Here is a 17,813-nt window from a genome sequence, read left to right on the forward strand (position 1 = left end):
ATTAAATGACTCCAGCTTTAACCATATCGAGCATGTTTAATGCCCCGATCGGTTGGTGTTTTTCATTGACGACAACCAGTCCGTTGATGTTTTTTTCATCCATAATTTGTAGCGCTTGTGCAGCTAAAATACCCGTAGGGCAGGTCACACAGTTTTTGGTCATCACTAGGGCTATCGAAGTGGTACGAAGGTTCACTTCGGCATCGATGACCCGGCGTAAATCACCATCAGTAAAAATACCCACTAGTTTGGCTTCATGGTTGACTACCGCCGTCATGCCTAGGCCTTTTTTAGATATTTCATAAAGCGCTTCAGTAATACAAATAGCATCACTGACGATAGGCAAATCATCGCCTTTATGCATGACATCGTCTACTTTTAGTAATAATTTTCGCCCCAATGAGCCACCAGGATGTGATAAGGCAAAGTCATCACGGGTAAACCCTTTTGCTTGCAACAATGCGATGGCTAATGCATCACCCATTGCTAGCGTAGCAGTGGTGCTAGACGTTGGCGCTAATCCTAACGGGCATGCTTCTTCTTGTACTTCAATGCATAAATGAATTTTAGATAAACGCGCCATGTTAGAGTCTGGTTTACCTGTTACGGCAATAACAGGCACGCCCATACGTTGTATCACAGGCATTAACGTGAGTATTTCGCTCGATTCGCCTGAATTGGAAATCGCCAGTACAATATCGTTCTTAGCCAATGCGCCTAAATCACCATGACTAGCCTCACCAGGATGAACAAAAAATGCCGGCGTGCCGGTACTGGCAAACGTCGCGGATATTTTATTACCGATATGACCCGATTTGCCCATTCCCATGACAATCACTTTGCCTTTGCACTGCATAATGAGTTCACATGCTTGGCCAAACTCAACTGAGTCCACATATTGATATAAATTATCTAAGGCAGCTTTTTCAATATCAATGACTTTACGGCCCCATTGACGAAATTGAGTTTGATTTACCATACGGCTCTCTCTTTTAGCTTAAGACTTTACCTTTAATGCTCCAATCTAATGGGATTGAAATACAATAATTTGGTACGCAATAAAGGTGATTAATAATAGTGCGCCATGCCAACGAGTCAGTTGTTGCTTGGTGCCACTGGATAATACTAAAACGGCTAATGCAGTACTGGTGCCCAATACCATATAAAAGTCTCTTCCACTGGCAGAGGCATCTATTTCGCCAGGGGCAATTAACCCTGGTAGTGCCAGTACGGCAAGAATGTTAAATAAATTCGATCCAACGATATTACCAATAGCGAGATCGTGTTCTTTTTTTAATACGCCAGCAATACAGGCTGCTAATTCTGGTAGGCTTGTTCCCACTGCAATAATGGTTAATCCAATGACAAGATCTGACAAGCCATAAAACTTTGCAATACCCACAGCACCATCTACCATCCAACTCGCTGATAGCGGGAGGAATATAATACCGACGATTAGCCAAATGATAGCATGAAAGGTTGAGACATTTTTAGGGATATCAGATCCAAGTTCAGTATCTAAGCTGTCGGTTGTTCTATCATGAGTCGCTTGCCAAATGAAATATCCCATTAACACGAAAAGTACCACGATGAGCATGATACCTTCTGCTCGTGTTAGCACATTATCATGCAGGGTATAGCCAGCAAATACCGTGGCGGCTAGCATAATAGGTATTTCGCGTTTTAAGGTCTTTGAGGCTACGCTAATGGCGCCAAGTAAGGCGGTTAATCCTAATATTAAGGTGATGTTAGCAATGTTTGAGCCCAGTACGTTACCCACGGCGGTATCACGCATGCCATCCATTGAGGCCGTAGCTGCAACAAACATTTCAGGTGCAGAGCTACCCATCGCAACAATGGTCAATCCAATTAACATGGGAGGCAAGCCTAAATTTCGCGCAAATGCCGCCGCTCCGTAAACAAATCTATCCGCACTCCAAACTAAAACAGCAAGGCCAGCAACTAACATTAGAATATTAACTAGCATGTGATTCCGATAGTGATCATTAATTAACGAGCATTTTCGCTGGATTTTTATCAAATTGAAAGTCAAATTGAAAGCATTGCACAGTAATTGTACTCGAAATGATGTGTGGTGATATGGATATAGTTGTCGCTTAATCGACAATTACAGTACAATTTACACCTCAACTTAATGCAAGGAAGGCAGTTATCTCCTCAACGCCAATGTCTGATATGAGTAAATCAAATAATAATCCTTTGGTCGAAGTCAACCATATGGCCTTTAGCCATGGTTCGCGCGTGATTTTTAACGATATTTCTTTATCGATCCCCAAAGGCAAAGTAACGGCAATTATGGGACCTAGTGGTATTGGTAAAACCACCTTGTTAAAATTGATTGGGGGACAGTTAACCCCTAATACTGGACATGTCTTGTTCGACGGTCACGATTTACATAAGCTTAAGCGCAAGGAACTTTTTGAATTGCGCAAGCGGATGAGTATGCTGTTTCAAAGCGGTGCATTATTTACCGACCTTAATGTATTCGATAACGTGGCATTTGCATTGAGAGAACATTCTGGATTACCAGAAGATATTATCCGCTCCATTGTATTGATGAAGCTGCAAGCGGTAGGTCTTCGTGGTGCAGCGTATATGATGCCTAACGAATTATCCGGTGGTATGCAGCGTCGAGCCGCATTGGCTAGAGCGATTGCACTAGAACCTGAAATGGTGATGTACGATGAGCCATTTGCGGGACAAGATCCAATTTCAATGGGGATGCTGGTAAAACTTATTCGTGAGTTGTCGGATTCATTAAAACTGACTTCTGTGGTGGTCTCTCACGATGTGGATGAAGTATTAGGTATTGCAGATTATGTCTATGTAATAGCAGACAAAAAAGTCATTGCTCATGGTACCCCAGAGCAATTACGTCAATCTGACAATCCGCAGTTGATCCAATTTATTCAAGGCGCACCAGATGGCCCTGTGCCATTCCATTATCCTGCAGAGGATTATCAAGAGGAGCTACTTCGTGGGCGCAATTGATTATATTGCCGATATTGGCGCATATGCACTGAAACTCGTGCAGGGCTTGGGTCGGGCTGGCATCATGTTATGGCGCGCGATCGTGCGTGTTCCGAATATCAAAAAAGGCACGCCATTACTTATCAAGCAGATTTATGTGCTTGGTGTCCGTTCTATGGTTATCATTATAGTATCAGGCTTGTTTATTGGCATGGTATTAGCCCTACAGGGATATAATATTTTAGTTGGGTTTGGTACTGAAGAAAGTTTAGGCCCAATGGTGGCGTTAAGCTTATTACGAGAACTTGGACCCGTTGTTGCCGCGTTATTATTTGCCGGACGAGCGGGCTCGGCGCTAACCGCCGAAATTGGTCTAATGAAATCGACTGAACAATTGTCAAGTTTAGAAATGATGGCGATAGACCCTTTAAGGCAAATCATTGCGCCGCGCTTTTGGGCAGGTGTTATCAGTATGCCATTACTCGCACTAATGTTTAGTTTGGTGGGTATTTTTGGTGGACATTTAGTCGGTGTGGAATGGAAAGGTATTGATAGTGGTGCGTTTTGGTCTATTCTTCAAGCATCGGTTGAGTGGCGACAAGATATTGTTAATTGCTTGATAAAAAGTGTTATTTTTGGTGTGGTGGTCACATGGATAGCCTTGTACCGAGGTTATGAAGTCGAACCCAATCCAGAAGGCATTAGCCGCGCGACAACCTCAACGGTTGTACAGGCAAGCTTAGCTGTTTTAGCACTGGACTTTTTGCTGACAGCAATCATGTTCGGAAATTAAGATTTTTTCATTATTTAGATTAATTTAAGTGGTTTAATAGTATGTTGACACGGAAAATTGAGTTATTAGTAGGCGTGTTTTTATTGTCAGGTCTATTGGCATTTTGTGTATTAGTATTCAATGTTGCTAATGTTAAAGTAAAAACCGATGCCCAGACTTATACATTAGTGGCTGAGTTTAACAATATTGGCGGACTAAAAGTACGTTCGCCTGTAAAAGTCGGTGGCGTAGTGGTTGGTCGCGTGACTGATGTTGCCCTTGATAGCCATAAATTAGTGCCTATTGTGACGTTAACAATGGATAAGCGTTTCGATAAATTCCCTGAAACGAGCAGTTTGGCCATTTTGACTTCAGGGTTACTCGGGGAGCAATTTATTGGCTTAACGCCTGGGTTTATGGACGATGATATTTCGATGCTTGCCGATGGCGATAAAGTACATGACACACGTGGAGCATTGATTTTAGAAGATTTGATTGGTCAACTTTTGTACAGTATGTCATCTGCAGATAAATAGGATCCCTATTATGAAATTATTTTTTAGTCGTGTTATTGCTTTATGCCTAGTGGGCAGTGTTGTGATAAGTCAAGGTGCTATGGCTGCCAATGATGAGGTTAATACCAATGACCCTTATGAGATGATCAAACAAGTATCTAATATGACTTTTGATCGATTTAAATCAGACAACACGTTAATTAATAATGATTTAAGTCACTTGAAAGTGATTGTTCGAGAAGAGCTTATGCCTTATGTCGATTATAAATATGCCGCTTACAAAGTGATGGGGCAGTATTTAAGTGATACAACGGTAGATCAACGTAATCGTTTTGTTGAAGCTTTTGAAGGCTATTTAGTGGCGACCTATGCGCAAGCATTAACAGAATATACTGATCAAAAAGTCGCTTTTGATCCGCCGAGAGATTTTAGCGATGAGAAAATAGTTGAAGTGAACGTCCAGATCCTTGAGCAAGGTCGTCCACCGATTAAAATTCAATTTAAAGCGCGTCGTTTAAAAGACAACACTTGGAAAGCATTTGATTTAGTGGCTGAAGGCGTGAGCTTATTGGCCTCTAAGCAATCTGAAATTTCGAATTTAATCCGTCAGCAAGGTATTGAAGCGGTCATTACCATGTTGAATGATAAAACCCAGCAGAGAATTGATCGTCAACCTGCAAAAGAAGCTGCAGCTGCGTGATTACCTTTAATCAACAAGATGACCGTTGCATTGTTAGCGGTCGGTTAACTCAAGATGAGGTGAAACAATTGTGGCCTAAACGCCATGAATTGTTTACTGCATCAACCCAAGTGGTAGACTTATCAGCAGTGGAATACGTCGACAGTGCAGGTGTTGCATTGTTATTAGCGTTAATCAAACTGCATGTTTCAAGCAGTCAGGAAACAAGTGTGTCACGTCAATTGGTTAATCCAAGTGTTCAGCTCAAGAAAATGATTGAGCTTTATGATTTAGACGCTTTTTTCAGCCAAGTATAGAATTGAATAGTAAAGGTAATTGATTTCATGGAATGCAAAGATATTGAACAACTTTTAACCGAGGCGTTGTCGCTAACAGAAGCGCATGTGACCTCTGATGGTAGCCACTACAAAGTGGTCGCAGTGGGCGAATGTTTTGACGGCATGAGCCGCGTAAAACAACAGCAGGCGATTTATACCCATTTAGCGGAGCAGATTGCCAATGGTGAATTGCACGCATTAACGATTAAAACTTTTACGCCTACCCAGTGGAAGCGTGAAAAACTTTTCAATATGTAACAACTGAGATTCACATTGGATAAATTAACTATTAAAGCCAGTAATCCTTTAGCTGGCGAAGTCGTGATCTCGGGTGCAAAAAACGCAGCATTGCCAATTTTAATGGCTGGCGTACTAGCAGAAACAGATTTTATTGTTTCAAATGTACCTAAACTACGTGACGTCATCACCAGTTGCGAACTGTTACGTTGTTTAGGCGCAGAGGTTGAAGACTTAGGCGATAGCCGCATTCGTATTTCAACCACTCATTTAAATAACTATTGTGCCCCTTATGACTTAGTCAAAACAATGCGCGCTTCTATTCTTATTTTAGGCCCACTGCTTGCCCGTTATGGTACTGCAGACGTTTCTTTACCCGGCGGTTGTGCTATCGGCGCCCGTCCGGTCAATTTGCATTTGCACGGCTTGGAGTTAATGGGGGCCAAGATTGAAGTTAAAGAGGGCTACATCAAAGCGCGAGTTGATGGCCGTTTAAAAGGCGCCCATATCTTTATGGATATGGTCAGTGTCGGCGCAACAGAAAACTTGCTTATGGCAGCCGCGCTAGCGGATGGCACAACGGTTATTGAAAATGCTGCTCGTGAGCCTGAAGTGACTGATTTAGCAAATTGCTTAATTGCTATGGGTGCGAAAATCACCGGTGTTGGTTCTGCCACGTTAACGATTGAAGGGGTGGAGCGTTTATCCGGTTGTGAATATCGCGTGATGCCTGATCGTATCGAAACAGGGTCATTCCTGGTTGCGGCGGCGGTAACGCGTGGCAAAATTCGTTGTGTGTCAGCAGACCCTATTGGATTAGAGTCGGTATTATCCAAGCTTGAAGACGCCGGTGCCGAGATCACCACAGGCGAAGATTGGATTGAGCTTGATATGAAAGGCCAACGTCCAAAAGCCGTAAACATTAAAACGGCACCTTACCCTGGATTTCCGACCGACATGCAGGCGCAATTTTGTGTGTTAAATGCGCTGGCAGAAGGGACGGGTAGAGTGACTGAGACGATTTTTGAAAATCGTTTTATGCATGTGCCAGAGTTAAGCCGTATGGGGGCTAATTTAGAGCTGGAAGGTAATACCTGCATAATTCATGGTATTGAGCGTTTAAATGGTGCCCAAGTGATGGCGACAGATTTACGTGCCTCGGCCAGCTTAGTGATTGCCGGCTTAATGGCTGAAGGAACCACCACAGTGGCTCGTATCTACCATTTAGATCGTGGTTATGAACACATAGAAGCAAAATTCAAAGGGTTAGGCGGTGAAGTTATCCGCGTTAGCTAACTTATTTAATACTTGCTAATTCACTAAGACCGCACTTAACCGTGCGGTTTTTTATTTGATATGTGTCAAAAATTCTTAAATAAACCTCACCGCATCGCAAAGGAATTGCAAAGCTGATCACTTCTTCATAATGATAAACTGTTAATGTGTTGTGATGACGACTTTCATCACGTTTAACATTTATTTATTTTACGGCCTCGTGTTTTTTGCGATTGGTTGCGTGGTGGTGTTTCGGAATTTTAAATATAGTCAGCTATCTATATCTGAGACGTTATGGGCGCTGGCGCTTTTTGGTTTCTTTCATGCTTTTCATGAATGGTCTGAGCTATACGCCATCTTATTCAGTGATGATATTTCGCCAAAATATCATTCTGTGGTGCAATGGTTAAGAGTGATAAAACTGTCACTTTCTTTTGCTGGCTTGATGATTTTTGCTTGGCTTTTATTCCGAATTTGCCCTAAAACGTGTGCAAGAATAGGCCAGTTTATTACCGCAGCAATTATGGTGATTTATATTCTGGTGATGTTGTTCTTATATCAAAGGAGTTCAGTGCTGACGGAAACATTTGCACAAGCTGCCAGCTACACTCGTTTTTTACTCGGCTTTGGTAGTGCCACCTTAGCCGGAGTGGGTATTGCTGTTTATGGTCATCAATTGCGTCAGGATAGTCACGAATATGGGCAGTATTTTATTGCCACTGGTGTTGGGTTATTTATCTACGGTGTATTGGCTGGTTTAGTGCCGACAGAGCTTCATTCTTCCGTTCCAGTGTATAGAACCTTAGCGGCCACTTTTGTGTTGATCACGCTCTACAAGGCACTCAATATTTTTGATATTGAGAAAGAAATGGCCACAGAGGCTAAGCTGAAGCGAGCTATTGAAGCGGATAAATATAAAGCCATTGGGCATTTAGCGATGGGAATAGCCCATGAGATTAATAACCCTTTGGCTTCTTCTACTTTGGCATTGGATTTACTCGAACGAAAACTTCCAGTGAAGTTGGATGAATTAACGGATTATATTAATAGAGCGCGCTTAGGCATTGATAGGGCATCTGTTATCAGTAAAGAATTACTGGCCTATGCTCACACCGATTTGGGTAACGCTCAAAAGGTGTATTTTTGTGATGTCATTTATGGCGCTAAGCAATTAATGAGTCATAAAATTGTCCCTTACGTTATCAATATTGATTGTGACCCATCCTTAAGTATCATTGGTCAGAAGGTGAAGTTGGAAGAGTTATTAATTAACTTACTTAATAACGCCATGGATGCCAGTGGTCATAACTCTCATATCGATATCAGCGTCACTAGAGATGAGCATCAGGTTTTATTTGAAGTCAGAGACTATGGCGATGGAATGGATGAGCAAACGCAGCAACAAGCCACAGAATTGTTTTACTCAACGAAACCTATAGGTAAGGGAACGGGATTAGGCTTGGCTATTTGTAAGCAAATTGTCAGTGCTCATAAAGGGAAAATGAACATTATCAGTGCCAAAGGCATTGGTACTAGAGTACTTATCCGTTTTGCCACAGGGGGGGAGTGTGAATGGTTAACGTGTTAATTGCAGAAGACGATCATGAACTTAGGCGAAATATGGTCGATATTCTTCAACTTGAAGGCTATCAAGTTACCGGTGTTGACAGTGGCGAAGCTGCAATTACTGCTTGTGAGCAGCAAAATTATGATATTGCTCTGTTAGATTTAGTGATGTCTGGTATGACAGGTGTTGAGGCCATTTCCAATTTACGCCAACTTAACCCCTATATGGCGGTGGTCATTGTGACGGCTTATGCCACGGTTGATACCGCTGTGGATGCGATGAAAAAGGGTGCCGATAATGTTATCACTAAGCCTTTTAGTAGTTCGGTGTTAATTGTCACTATAAAACGCAGCATTCAAGAAAAACTATTATTAAAAACAACCAATGATATCGATCCAGATTGTGTCTATTCTGCGTTAGCAAACGCGCTTCGACGCGAAACACTTAAGCAGTTAGGTACTCATAAGCAGCTAAAGTTTATGGATCTTTGCCGATTAGTGGGGGTTGCAGACCATACCAAATTTAATTTCCATTTACGCCAGCTAAAAAAAGCAGGTTTGGTAATGCAAAATGAGAGCAAGGTCTACATTTTAACAAGTACCGGCCAATTCGTGTTACAAAATCACAACTTATCGTTATAGTTTTAATGCATTTAAATCAGTGGGTTATGCTTGTTATGATAACAATAGTTCACAAGTTGTTAGAGACTGTGAACTATCGTTATCTATCTCTTTATAGGTAATCCGCAAATACTGAGCATATGTCCAAAGAGACATATCAATCACGCCCAACATTGTGCAGTGATTGAAAGCCAATTTGAGGATAAACTGATGAAAACAATAATTCCATACAAAAAATTACTCCTAGCCAGCATGATTACCATGCTTGTGGCCTGTGGTAGTGACAATGATGATGCGGTTACTCCACCACCAGCAGATGAAAATACCCCCCCAGTAGCAACTGCTGATATTGCCAATGTTCTGGCTGCACAAGTTGTGACCATTGATGTGCTAGCAAATGACACCGATGCCGATGGCGACACCTTGGCAATTGTTTCTGTTGATTCTGATAGCGCAGTGATTAAAGATGGCAAGGTTGACTTTACCGCTGGCGCAGAAGCCGGTGAAGTGACGTTTAATTACACCATTACTGATGGCACCGACGAAGCATCAGCTGTAGCCACGGTAACCGTAGAGGCTATTCCTGAGCCAGAAGCATTAAGCTATGTCGGGTCTTCATCTTGTGCTGCCTGCCACGCTGATACGCACGAGACTTTTGTAAAAACCGGTCACAACTTCAAAATTATGAAAAACCCGGGCAATGATGCTCCGGTATTTCCGTATACCCCTGCTACAACCATTATTGGCGCTATCGATCTGTTGGTCAATTCAACAGCCAATAATGATTTAGGTGCACCAACAAGTTATGACGAGGTCTCATATACTGTTGGTGGTTACGGTTGGAAAATGCGCTGGTTAGACAAAGATGGCTACATCGTTACCGGCCAAGACGTGCAATACAATATTCGTAATGCTGCTGGTGAATTGAATATTCCTGATAATCATCCAGGTGATGTGGATGTTATGGGCGATTACAAGGGAGACCAATTCAATGTTAAATATAGCTGTGGTAACTGTCATACAACGGGGTGGAAACGTACGACTGATGTAGCAGGTGGCGATACTCGCAGCCCATTACGTCAAGATGATCTTCCTGGCATGGATGGTACCTTTGCAGAGCAAGGCGTTCAGTGTGAATCTTGTCATGGCGCGGGTAGTGAGCATGTCAAAGCACCATCATCAGAAAATATCGTTAAGATTGCCGTTGCTCGTATAACCGAAGATTTCTTAGCCGATGATATGGGCTATGGTAAAGCGGTCACATGCGCCGAGTGTCATACTCGTGATGGTGAGAAAGATTACCCAACATTTATTAGCCATTATAACGATGCCTTCCCTGATGGAAGTAAAGTCGGTGGTCGTATCATCTCTAGTGGTGGATTATCAAAGCATCACCAGACTGGCGATGAAATGTTAGGCGTTGTACCTGAAGACCATGGCACTTATAAAGCCGGTGACGAAATTGGTCCTAAGAGCGGTATGGCGTGTACCTCTTGTCATGATTCTCACAAGTCTACCTTAAATGCAGACAGTGCTGATGGTTTGCATACTGGTGCAGTTAAAGAGTGTTCTTCTTGCCATACGGGTGAATACAAGAAAGAGTTTACCGTTGGAGTACATGAGTTTGTTGCAGAGTGTACCGACTGTCATATGCCAAAATTGGCTAAGAGCGCAGTAAAACATTTCGGAAAAGATGGCACAACGGCCTTTGGTGACGTCAAATCTCACCTGTTTACTATTGACCTCGACCCTGCCGCGAAGCAGTTCACTGAAGATGGTAAGTTCCAAATGCCTTGGGCAACCGCGCAGTACTCTTGCGGTGAGTGCCATGCTGATTATGCTGATAAAGCAGCAGCACTGCCTGATGGTAAAATGCATAAGTAAACATTAGCGCTACCTTAAAGCCATGCGGTATTCTGCATGGTTTTTTTTATTGTTAAATGATGAAGCCGTCAATAATCTGGTTTTAGATTATCCATGTAACTGTTGTGATGAAACTGTTTGAGTAACTTAAATGAATTAACGAATTAACCGCTTAATGAAAAAAGCCATCAATATTAATTGATGGCTTTTTTCATTAATGTTTAACTGCCGGGGTTTATGGATCAAAGACCTTATGTTGCTCACTATTCACCAAGGCAAAATAGTTTCAAACCATCATTTGGCGTTATTGAACCATCCAGCCAGTATTAAGCGAGTGTTATTACCCAGTAGCGCTAACATGAATGAATTTACACAATATAACCATGACTTACATTGTTGAACAAACTAAAGCTCAGCTGCAAGAAGATAAAATACTTACCCCGCACTAAAAATAGTGATTGAGTTGATTTAGGTTGTCGTGGTGATGCAGGCGAATAAATTAGCGCTCAACAGTAACAATAGTCCTATCCTTCATAAGATATTAATCAACACAAACAGTCTAAAGATAAATTAGATCAACAATCGGTGGGTAAAAAGCCGTGTGGGTAAAACATCAATGCAGACGGATACACCGATGCTATAAAGGTAATTATTGTTGACCGGGACATTATTCCCAAAGGGAATTATTAATAGTTTGGTTTTCAAAAACGGCATGTCGTCGGCATCGTTATTCACTGCATAGTCAAAGCGTTTCAAGTTCAATTATTGACGACGAACAAGGTAATCGTTTTGTTGCTAAATTCCCCTAAGGGATAAATAGCCCATGGTGAAGGCGTTAAAGCCTATGGCGTTTACTTATCGCTATATCCGTTATTGCCTTATTGAGTAATATGTTAGCCACAATTATGCTGAAAATGATATCAGGATGACAAAAGTGCATCAAAAGACCTGCCTGCTTTAGGCGTTGGCAGGCCACAGATGTTTTACTTAATTCGACGTCACTAATAGACTGAGTTAATCGACTTAGCAAAAAGCTAAAATTTCAGCAACACATGGCTTAGCATTTCAGTTAAAGAATAAATTGTCTTATATATTTATATTTATCTAAGAAAATGCGGAATCGTTAGCGCTAGTGTTGTACAAAAAAAGCCATTCAATTGAATGGCTTTTTTGTCGATATTTTTAATGGTATTACTCAGGGTTAGTGACTTTTTCTGCAATAATGACTGGCAGCGTCTGCTTTTTACCCTCACGTATAATGGTCATGTTGACTTTAGTGCCCGGTGGGGTTTCTGCAATTCGGTCCATCAACATTTCAACACCAGGCACATCTTCGTCATTATACTGAGTAATAACATCCCTAGGGGTTAAACGTGCACGGGCAGCAGGTCCGCCAGGATCAATACCTGTCACCAACACGCCTTTCAAATCTGGTAGGTTAAGTATTTGTGCCATGACAGCGTTAAGCGGTTCTCCCGAAATGCCTAACGCGCCACGAATAACCCGGCCATCCTTAATTAATTTGTCCATAATACTGTGGGCTAACTTTATTGGGATCGCAAAGCTAATGCCGTTACCACCATTATCGCCACCCACTTGGAATGCCGCGGTGTTGATACCAATGAGCTCACCACCGGTATCGACTAATGCTCCGCCAGAGTTACCGGCATTAATGGCCGCATCTGTTTGTAAGAAGTCTAAGTAACCAGAACTTAAGCCGTTACGGCCGGTTGCACTAATAATACCTTGGGTAATGGTTTGGCCAATGTTGTAAGGGTTACCAATCGCCAATACCACATCGCCGACTTGGGCTAGTTTATCAAGATTAACCGGTACGATAGGTAAATTATCGCCTTCAATTTTTAATACAGCTAAATCTGTTTCGGGATCGGAACCCACCACTTCGGCAGTAAATTTTCGCCCATCTTGCAGTGCAATAACAATTTCGTCTGCTTTTTTTATCACATGGTAATTGGTTAGTACATAACCTTCGTTACTCATTATCACCCCAGAGCCTAAGCCTTGAAGCGAACTTGAATTGAGCGGATTACCTTGATCAATACTAAGACTGTAAATATTAGCAACTGCCGGTGCGGCTCGACGAACGGCTTTAGCAAAAGATAATTCTGAGCCATTGGAGCTGACATTGGATAAATTATGATTGAACGAGGAATTTTGCATCAACGAGGTTATGGCTAAAAAAACAGCTGCCATTATCAGACCAAATACCACAGCTTTAGTTATATAAATGCAAGTGTCTTTTAAATTCATGGCTTGAATAATTGTTAAAAATAATAGTTGAAATATTAACATAGCTCAAAGAAATAAGCACCGACCAAAGGCTTGGCGATGCTTCATTCTTTAACTAACACCACAGACTATAACGTAATGGTTGTTATTGCTGTGTGACTCTGTTTATAGGCAATAATAATGTAATACATGTTAGTGTAATAAATGTTAGCGTAATATATGTTAGCGTAATACAAGGTAGAGCAAATGGTTGTCTCGTAATATTTTAAGTGCCGCAGAGCTTTGATTATCTTTCAACATTTCTGTTAATGCTTTAAGGCTGGTCACTTTACTGCGGTTTAGCCCCACAATTAAATCACCTTTCTCTAAACCGCTCATTGCCGCTGGTGAGCCTTGAGCAACCTCTGTGATCTGGATGCCTTTTTTGCTGTCTTCTAACGTGGCACCTTGTAGCATAGGATGCACATTACCCGCTTCTGCTTCGACTTTATCTGCTTTACCTAATGTCGCTTCAATAGTTTTTTTATCGCCGTCACGAATAATACCAAATTCTACTTCTGCTCCCTCGCCCATAGTGGCCACTTTTGCCCGTAATTCTTGGAAGGTTTTAATACTGCGACCATTGAGGCTGACTATAATATCACCCGCTTTTAGCCCTGCTTTATCCGCAGCACTTTTTGGCATGACTTCATTAACAAAACCGCCATGTAGAGTATCTAAACCAAAAGCTTTGGCGAGTTCATTATCAAGATCGCGTCCTGATACACCTAATACCCCACGTCTGACTTCACCATGTTCAATAATTTGATCAACAAGGTTATTCACCATATTGGCAGGGATAGCGAAACCAATACCGACATTACCGCCATTAGGGGCGACAATTGCGGTATTTATCCCGATGAGTTCGCCTTTTAGGTTAACCAATGCGCCGCCAGAGTTACCACTATTTATAGCGGCATCTGTTTGGATAAAGTTTTCGAGCATTTCTATGCCTAAACCACTGCGACCTAGCGCGCTGACAATCCCTGATGTAACGGTTTGCCCAAGACCAAATGGGTTACCAATGGCAACAGCAAAATCACCAACGCGGATTTCGTCAGAATCAGTTTGCTTAATAGCGGTTAAGTTTTGGGCTTCAATTTGCAGTAAAGCAATATCGGACTCTTTATCTGCACCAATGAGCTTAGCCGTTACTTCGCGACCATCATGTAAACCAATTTGAATGTCGTCTGCACCGTTAATGACGTGATTGTTGGTAATAATGTAGCCTTTATCAGCATCGATAATAACGCCAGAGCCTAAGCCTCTAAAAGGGCGCTCTTGAACTTGTTCTTGTGGTGCGTTGGGGCCAAAGAAATAGCGAAACACATCCGGTACACGTTGCTTTGACACTTGGGTGCCCGTTACTGCTACCGACACAACTGCTGGCGTTGTGCGTTCTAACATTGGCGCTAAGCTAGGTAGGGTTTGACCGTCAACGGCTTGTGGAATGGCCGCTAGCGACAGCGTTGGTGTCATGACTAACGATGCCGTTAATAACGCAGCAGAGAGTAAGCTTAATTTGGTTTTCATCTAGGGACAGCTCCTGTATACATTCAAGCTTGATGAGAAAAATATCTGGCTTGATGACATGATGTTAAAGTTAAATATCGTTAATCATTTTGCTGATGTGTTGCCTAAAGCTCGTTTTATGATGTTCTACAATGGCGAGCAAGTCAGTACAATTATAGGTAAAGAATAAGCAAATTTACGTTAATCAATCAGAGTGGCTGTTATTATGTTAGTTCCTTTTTTATTAACAAAGGTTAATTTGATCCTTTGAAGCCATTACTCGTACTTATTGTTTAATGTTATTATCCGCAGCAATTATTTGATGTAAGAGAGTCGTAATCGTGTCGCAGTTAACCCCTTGGCAACATTATCAGCAAGACCTTACCCGAGACGACTTTTCACATGATATCGCACAAGAACAAGCGGTTAAGTCATTGCAACGCGTATATGACGAGTTGATTGTCGCCGCTAAACCCGTTTCGGGCTTGAATCAGTTGTTTGCTGCGGTGGGGATAAAATCGACATCTGCCCCAGTAAAAGGCTTGTATTTATGGGGTGGGGTTGGCCGGGGTAAAACCTATCTGATGGATACCTTTTTTGATGCCTTGCCCACGGAAAGAAAATTACGTGCTCATTTCCATCGTTTTATGCATCAAATTCATCATGACTTAGGCGAACTCAAAGGGGTACAAGATCCTCTTCTGACGATTGCTAAAAAGATGGCGTCACAATATCAAATTATCTGCTTCGATGAGTTTTTTGTGTCTGATATCACTGATGCCATGTTGTTGGGCACCTTATTTCAAGCATTGTTTAAAGAAGGGGTCGCACTTGTCGCTACCTCGAACATCATTCCTGATGAATTATACAAAAATGGCTTACAGCGGGTACGTTTTTTACCTGCGATTGCATTGATTAACCAGCATTGTGAAGTCTTAAATGTTGATTCAGGGATTGATTACCGTCTACGGACCTTAGAGCAAGCAGAGATTTATCATTATCCACTCGATGAACAAGCTGATATCAATCTATTACATTATTTTGATCAACTCGCGCCGGAATCAGATAGATTTACCACGCCGATAGAAATCGATGGACGCGCCATTCGTATTCGTCAACAGTCGCAAGGTGTACTGTTAATCGACTTCCGTGATTTGTGTGATGGGCCTCGTTCGCAACGTGACTACATGGAAATGGCTTGCTTTTATCATACTGTGCTGTTGAGTGGGCTTGAGCAAATGGGGGCGCAGCAAACGGGTGATGATATCGCCCGGCGTTTCTTAGCTATGGTCGATGAATTTTATGAGCGAAATGTGAAATTGATTATTTCAGCGCAAGTGGAATTGGAGCACATTTATACTGATGGCCTGTTAAGTTTTCAATTCAGGCGTTGCCGTTCAAGGTTGATTGAAATGCAATCGAGAGAGTATCTCGCGTTGGAACATTTGCCTTAGTTTACCAGCGCTATTTTTTTAAAAAAAGCCGAACGCTTTTTGTTCAACGTGTATAGAGCAGTTAATTTAAAATATTATCAAAAAGCAGGTGATCTTTGCTGTGGCTTTGCGTATAATCTGCGACCTGCCCGCGTTAATCCGCCAATTGGGCGGAAGTTATAAGCCAATATTCATGTTCGAAGGGGCAAGAATCGGTAATTTTGTGTTGATTGCAATCCGCATTCAGCATGTAAGACAGAAAATTAACTTTGGGTTTTTGTAATAATGAAGACTTTTACTGCTACACCAGAAACTGTAACTCGTGACTGGTTTGTTGTTGACGCTGAAGGCAAAACTTTAGGTCGTATCGCAACTGAAATCGCAACTCGCTTACGTGGCAAGCATAAGCCAGAATACACACCGCACGTTGACACTGGTGATTATATCATCGTTATCAATGCTGAAAAGGTAACTGTAACTGGTAATAAAGCTGCTGGTAAGATTTACTACTCTCATTCAGGCTTCATTGGTGGCATTAAGCAGATCAGCTTTGAGAAGCTTCAAGCTCATAAGCCTGAAATGATCATCGAGAAAGCAGTTAAGGGTATGTTACCAAAAGGTCCTTTGGGCCGTGCTATGTTCCGTAAGCTTAAAGTTTACGCAGGCACAGAACATAACCATGCTGCACAACAACCACAATTTCTTGATATCTAAACGGGAGGAGTAATAAAATGGCTGCAACTCAGTACTACGGCACTGGCCGTCGCAAAACATCTACAGCTCGCGTTTTCGCTAAAGCAGGTAGTGGCAATATCGTTGTTAACCAACTTCCACTGGATGTGTATTTTGGTCGTGAAACGGCTCGTATGGTTGTTCGTCAACCATTAGAGTTAGTTGAAATGACTGATAAATTAGACATCTATGTAACTGTTAAGGGCGGTGGTACTACTGGCCAAGCTGGTGCAATTCGTCACGGTATTACCCGTGCACTATTGCAACTAGATGAAACATTACGTCCTTCTCTACGTACCGCTGGTTTTGTTACCCGTGATGCACGTAAAGTTGAGCGTAAGAAAGTTGGTCTACGTAAAGCACGTCGTAAGCCACAGTTCTCTAAGCGTTAATTCGTTTTTTGGATTCAAAAAACCCAGCTTACGCTGGGTTTTTTATTGCCTAAAATTTAGCGCGCAAGATGTGTTTTGTGTGCATATTAATGATGTTCTATAAAATCGCTGCAGATAAGCTCGAAAACATCGGCCGAAGATGTCATGCCAATCAAATTACTTTACTCTGTGTTGACGCATTTTAACGTACGACGGCATGATCTATTTTGTTCCATACAAGATAAGACATTTCCTCCATTGTCCATGGCGGTCAGATACAAAAGGTAGATCAATGCAGAGCAGTTGCCGAACAACACTATGCCTTTAAGTCTTGGTCTTGATTAAAACAACTTGAATTCCCGCTGCATGACCCAATATTGAACACGATTGGTGTCAGTTAAAGAGAGACTACAACATGAATATACAGCTGTTAATAACCGCATTTGGCTTAGTTTTAATTCTTGAAGGGCTTGGTCCGTTACTTTTCCCTAACAAGTGGCAAAAATATTTATTAGAGCTTTCAACACAAAAGCAAAATGTTCTCAGACGCTTAGGTGGATGTTTAGTGACTGTAGGTGTCGTTTTATTGATCATTGCGCAATAAAATACTTGCCTATAA

The 17,813-nt window shown here is 41.9% G+C and carries 18 protein-coding genes; 14 read left to right on the forward strand and 4 right to left on the reverse strand.

All coding sequences use genetic code 11. The features are described 5' to 3' along the window. Position 1: 1 nt before the first annotated feature. Positions 2-979: a KpsF/GutQ family sugar-phosphate isomerase gene (locus CXF80_RS20320; protein WP_124012480.1), complete on the reverse strand. Its 978-nt coding sequence runs from the start codon at positions 977-979 to the stop codon at positions 2-4. A 45-nt stretch (positions 980-1,024) separates the two neighbouring features. Beyond that, a complete protein-coding gene (locus CXF80_RS20325; protein ID WP_124012479.1) occupies positions 1,025-1,987 on the reverse strand; it encodes a calcium/sodium antiporter in 963 nt (320 codons plus the stop codon). A 200-nt stretch (positions 1,988-2,187) separates the two neighbouring features. On the opposite strand from CXF80_RS20325, the gene CXF80_RS16660 reads away from it, so the two are divergent. The 10 genes from CXF80_RS16660 to CXF80_RS16705 all read left to right on the forward strand — a co-directional run bounded on the left by CXF80_RS16660 (position 2,188) and on the right by CXF80_RS16705 (position 10,878). After that, positions 2,188-3,012, forward strand: coding sequence for an ATP-binding cassette domain-containing protein (locus tag CXF80_RS16660; protein ID WP_198554783.1), 825 nt, complete (start codon positions 2,188-2,190; stop codon positions 3,010-3,012). Beyond that, positions 2,999-3,784: a lipid asymmetry maintenance ABC transporter permease subunit MlaE gene (mlaE, locus tag CXF80_RS16665; RefSeq protein ID WP_101034050.1), complete on the forward strand. Its 786-nt coding sequence runs from the start codon at positions 2,999-3,001 to the stop codon at positions 3,782-3,784. The genes CXF80_RS16660 and mlaE overlap by 14 nt, the downstream gene beginning before the upstream one ends. A 41-nt stretch (positions 3,785-3,825) precedes the next feature. Then, positions 3,826-4,299: an outer membrane lipid asymmetry maintenance protein MlaD gene (gene mlaD, locus CXF80_RS16670; RefSeq protein ID WP_101034051.1), complete on the forward strand. Its 474-nt coding sequence runs from the start codon at positions 3,826-3,828 to the stop codon at positions 4,297-4,299. Between the two features lie 79 nt (positions 4,300-4,378). Then, positions 4,379-4,978, forward strand: coding sequence for an MlaC/ttg2D family ABC transporter substrate-binding protein (locus CXF80_RS16675; protein ID WP_372491505.1), 600 nt, complete (start codon positions 4,379-4,381; stop codon positions 4,976-4,978). Next, on the forward strand, positions 4,975-5,274 hold the full coding sequence (locus tag CXF80_RS16680) for an STAS domain-containing protein (RefSeq protein WP_101034053.1): 300 nt from the start codon (positions 4,975-4,977) through the stop codon (positions 5,272-5,274). Before CXF80_RS16675 ends, CXF80_RS16680 begins: the two co-directional genes overlap by 4 nt. 27 nt (positions 5,275-5,301) lie before the next feature. After that, complete coding sequence (locus CXF80_RS16685; RefSeq protein ID WP_101034054.1) at positions 5,302-5,553, forward strand: BolA family protein; 252 nt, start codon at positions 5,302-5,304, stop codon at positions 5,551-5,553. A gap of 15 nt (positions 5,554-5,568) precedes the next feature. Continuing rightward, positions 5,569-6,828, forward strand: coding sequence for a UDP-N-acetylglucosamine 1-carboxyvinyltransferase (gene murA / locus CXF80_RS16690; RefSeq protein ID WP_101034055.1), 1,260 nt, complete (start codon positions 5,569-5,571; stop codon positions 6,826-6,828). 154 nt (positions 6,829-6,982) lie between these two features. Continuing rightward, the gene (locus CXF80_RS16695; RefSeq protein WP_101034056.1) at positions 6,983-8,395 is read left to right on the forward strand and encodes a sensor histidine kinase; all 1,413 of its coding nucleotides are present in this window, start codon (positions 6,983-6,985) and stop codon (positions 8,393-8,395) included. Next, on the forward strand, positions 8,380-9,015 hold the full coding sequence (locus tag CXF80_RS16700) for a response regulator (protein ID WP_101034057.1): 636 nt from the start codon (positions 8,380-8,382) through the stop codon (positions 9,013-9,015). Before CXF80_RS16695 ends, CXF80_RS16700 begins: the two co-directional genes overlap by 16 nt. A gap of 189 nt (positions 9,016-9,204) precedes the next feature. After that, positions 9,205-10,878 (forward strand): Ig-like domain-containing protein, encoded by a 1,674-nt coding sequence (locus tag CXF80_RS16705; protein ID WP_101034058.1) that lies wholly within the window; start codon positions 9,205-9,207, stop codon positions 10,876-10,878. Positions 10,879-12,048: 1,170 nt separating this feature from the next. Here the strand turns inward: CXF80_RS16705 and degS are convergent. Both degS and degQ read right to left on the reverse strand, forming a co-directional pair. Next, positions 12,049-13,128 carry an outer membrane-stress sensor serine endopeptidase DegS gene (degS, locus tag CXF80_RS16715; protein WP_101034802.1) on the reverse strand — a complete coding sequence of 360 codons (1,080 nt, stop codon included), beginning with the start codon at positions 13,126-13,128 and terminating at the stop codon, positions 12,049-12,051. Between the two features lie 201 nt (positions 13,129-13,329). Beyond that, the gene (gene degQ / locus CXF80_RS16720) at positions 13,330-14,679 is read right to left on the reverse strand and encodes a Do family serine endopeptidase DegQ (RefSeq protein WP_101034060.1); all 1,350 of its coding nucleotides are present in this window, start codon (positions 14,677-14,679) and stop codon (positions 13,330-13,332) included. 320 nt (positions 14,680-14,999) lie between these two features. Between degQ and zapE the strand changes: the two genes are divergently transcribed. From zapE to CXF80_RS16740, 4 genes are all read left to right on the forward strand, one after another. After that, positions 15,000-16,112, forward strand: a complete 1,113-nt coding sequence (gene zapE, locus CXF80_RS16725; protein WP_101034061.1) for a cell division protein ZapE — start codon at positions 15,000-15,002, stop codon at positions 16,110-16,112. A gap of 264 nt (positions 16,113-16,376) precedes the next feature. Beyond that, entirely contained in the window at positions 16,377-16,805 is a 429-nt protein-coding gene (gene rplM, locus CXF80_RS16730; RefSeq protein ID WP_101034062.1) for a 50S ribosomal protein L13, read from the forward strand. 17 nt (positions 16,806-16,822) lie between these two features. Further along, the gene (gene rpsI / locus CXF80_RS16735) at positions 16,823-17,215 is read left to right on the forward strand and encodes a 30S ribosomal protein S9 (protein WP_101034063.1); all 393 of its coding nucleotides are present in this window, start codon (positions 16,823-16,825) and stop codon (positions 17,213-17,215) included. A gap of 394 nt (positions 17,216-17,609) precedes the next feature. Continuing rightward, the gene (locus CXF80_RS16740) at positions 17,610-17,798 is read left to right on the forward strand and encodes a DUF2065 domain-containing protein (RefSeq protein WP_101034064.1); all 189 of its coding nucleotides are present in this window, start codon (positions 17,610-17,612) and stop codon (positions 17,796-17,798) included. The last annotated feature ends 15 nt before the right edge of the window (positions 17,799-17,813 follow it).

Origin of the sequence: Shewanella sp. Actino-trap-3 (genome assembly GCF_002836275.1) — a bacterium.
Taxonomy (GTDB): Bacteria; Pseudomonadota; Gammaproteobacteria; order Enterobacterales; family Shewanellaceae; genus Shewanella; species Shewanella psychromarinicola.

Coding starts and splice junctions, on each gene's coding strand:
- CXF80_RS20320 (WP_124012480.1), bottom strand. CDS start 979: ATGGTAAATCAAACTCAATTTCGTCAATGGGGCCGTAAAGTCATTGAT.
- CXF80_RS20325 (WP_124012479.1), bottom strand. CDS start 1,987: ATGCTAGTTAATATTCTAATGTTAGTTGCTGGCCTTGCTGTTTTAGTT.
- CXF80_RS16660 (WP_198554783.1), top strand. CDS start 2,188: ATGTCTGATATGAGTAAATCAAATAATAATCCTTTGGTCGAAGTCAAC.
- mlaD (WP_101034051.1), top strand. CDS start 3,826: ATGTTGACACGGAAAATTGAGTTATTAGTAGGCGTGTTTTTATTGTCA.
- CXF80_RS16675 (WP_372491505.1), top strand. CDS start 4,379: ATGGCTGCCAATGATGAGGTTAATACCAATGACCCTTATGAGATGATC.
- CXF80_RS16685 (WP_101034054.1), top strand. CDS start 5,302: ATGGAATGCAAAGATATTGAACAACTTTTAACCGAGGCGTTGTCGCTA.
- CXF80_RS16695 (WP_101034056.1), top strand. CDS start 6,983: ATGACGACTTTCATCACGTTTAACATTTATTTATTTTACGGCCTCGTG.
- CXF80_RS16700 (WP_101034057.1), top strand. CDS start 8,380: ATGGTTAACGTGTTAATTGCAGAAGACGATCATGAACTTAGGCGAAAT.
- CXF80_RS16705 (WP_101034058.1), top strand. CDS start 9,205: ATGAAAACAATAATTCCATACAAAAAATTACTCCTAGCCAGCATGATT.
- degS (WP_101034802.1), bottom strand. CDS start 13,128: ATGAATTTAAAAGACACTTGCATTTATATAACTAAAGCTGTGGTATTT.
- degQ (WP_101034060.1), bottom strand. CDS start 14,679: ATGAAAACCAAATTAAGCTTACTCTCTGCTGCGTTATTAACGGCATCG.
- rplM (WP_101034062.1), top strand. CDS start 16,377: ATGAAGACTTTTACTGCTACACCAGAAACTGTAACTCGTGACTGGTTT.
- rpsI (WP_101034063.1), top strand. CDS start 16,823: ATGGCTGCAACTCAGTACTACGGCACTGGCCGTCGCAAAACATCTACA.
- CXF80_RS16740 (WP_101034064.1), top strand. CDS start 17,610: ATGAATATACAGCTGTTAATAACCGCATTTGGCTTAGTTTTAATTCTT.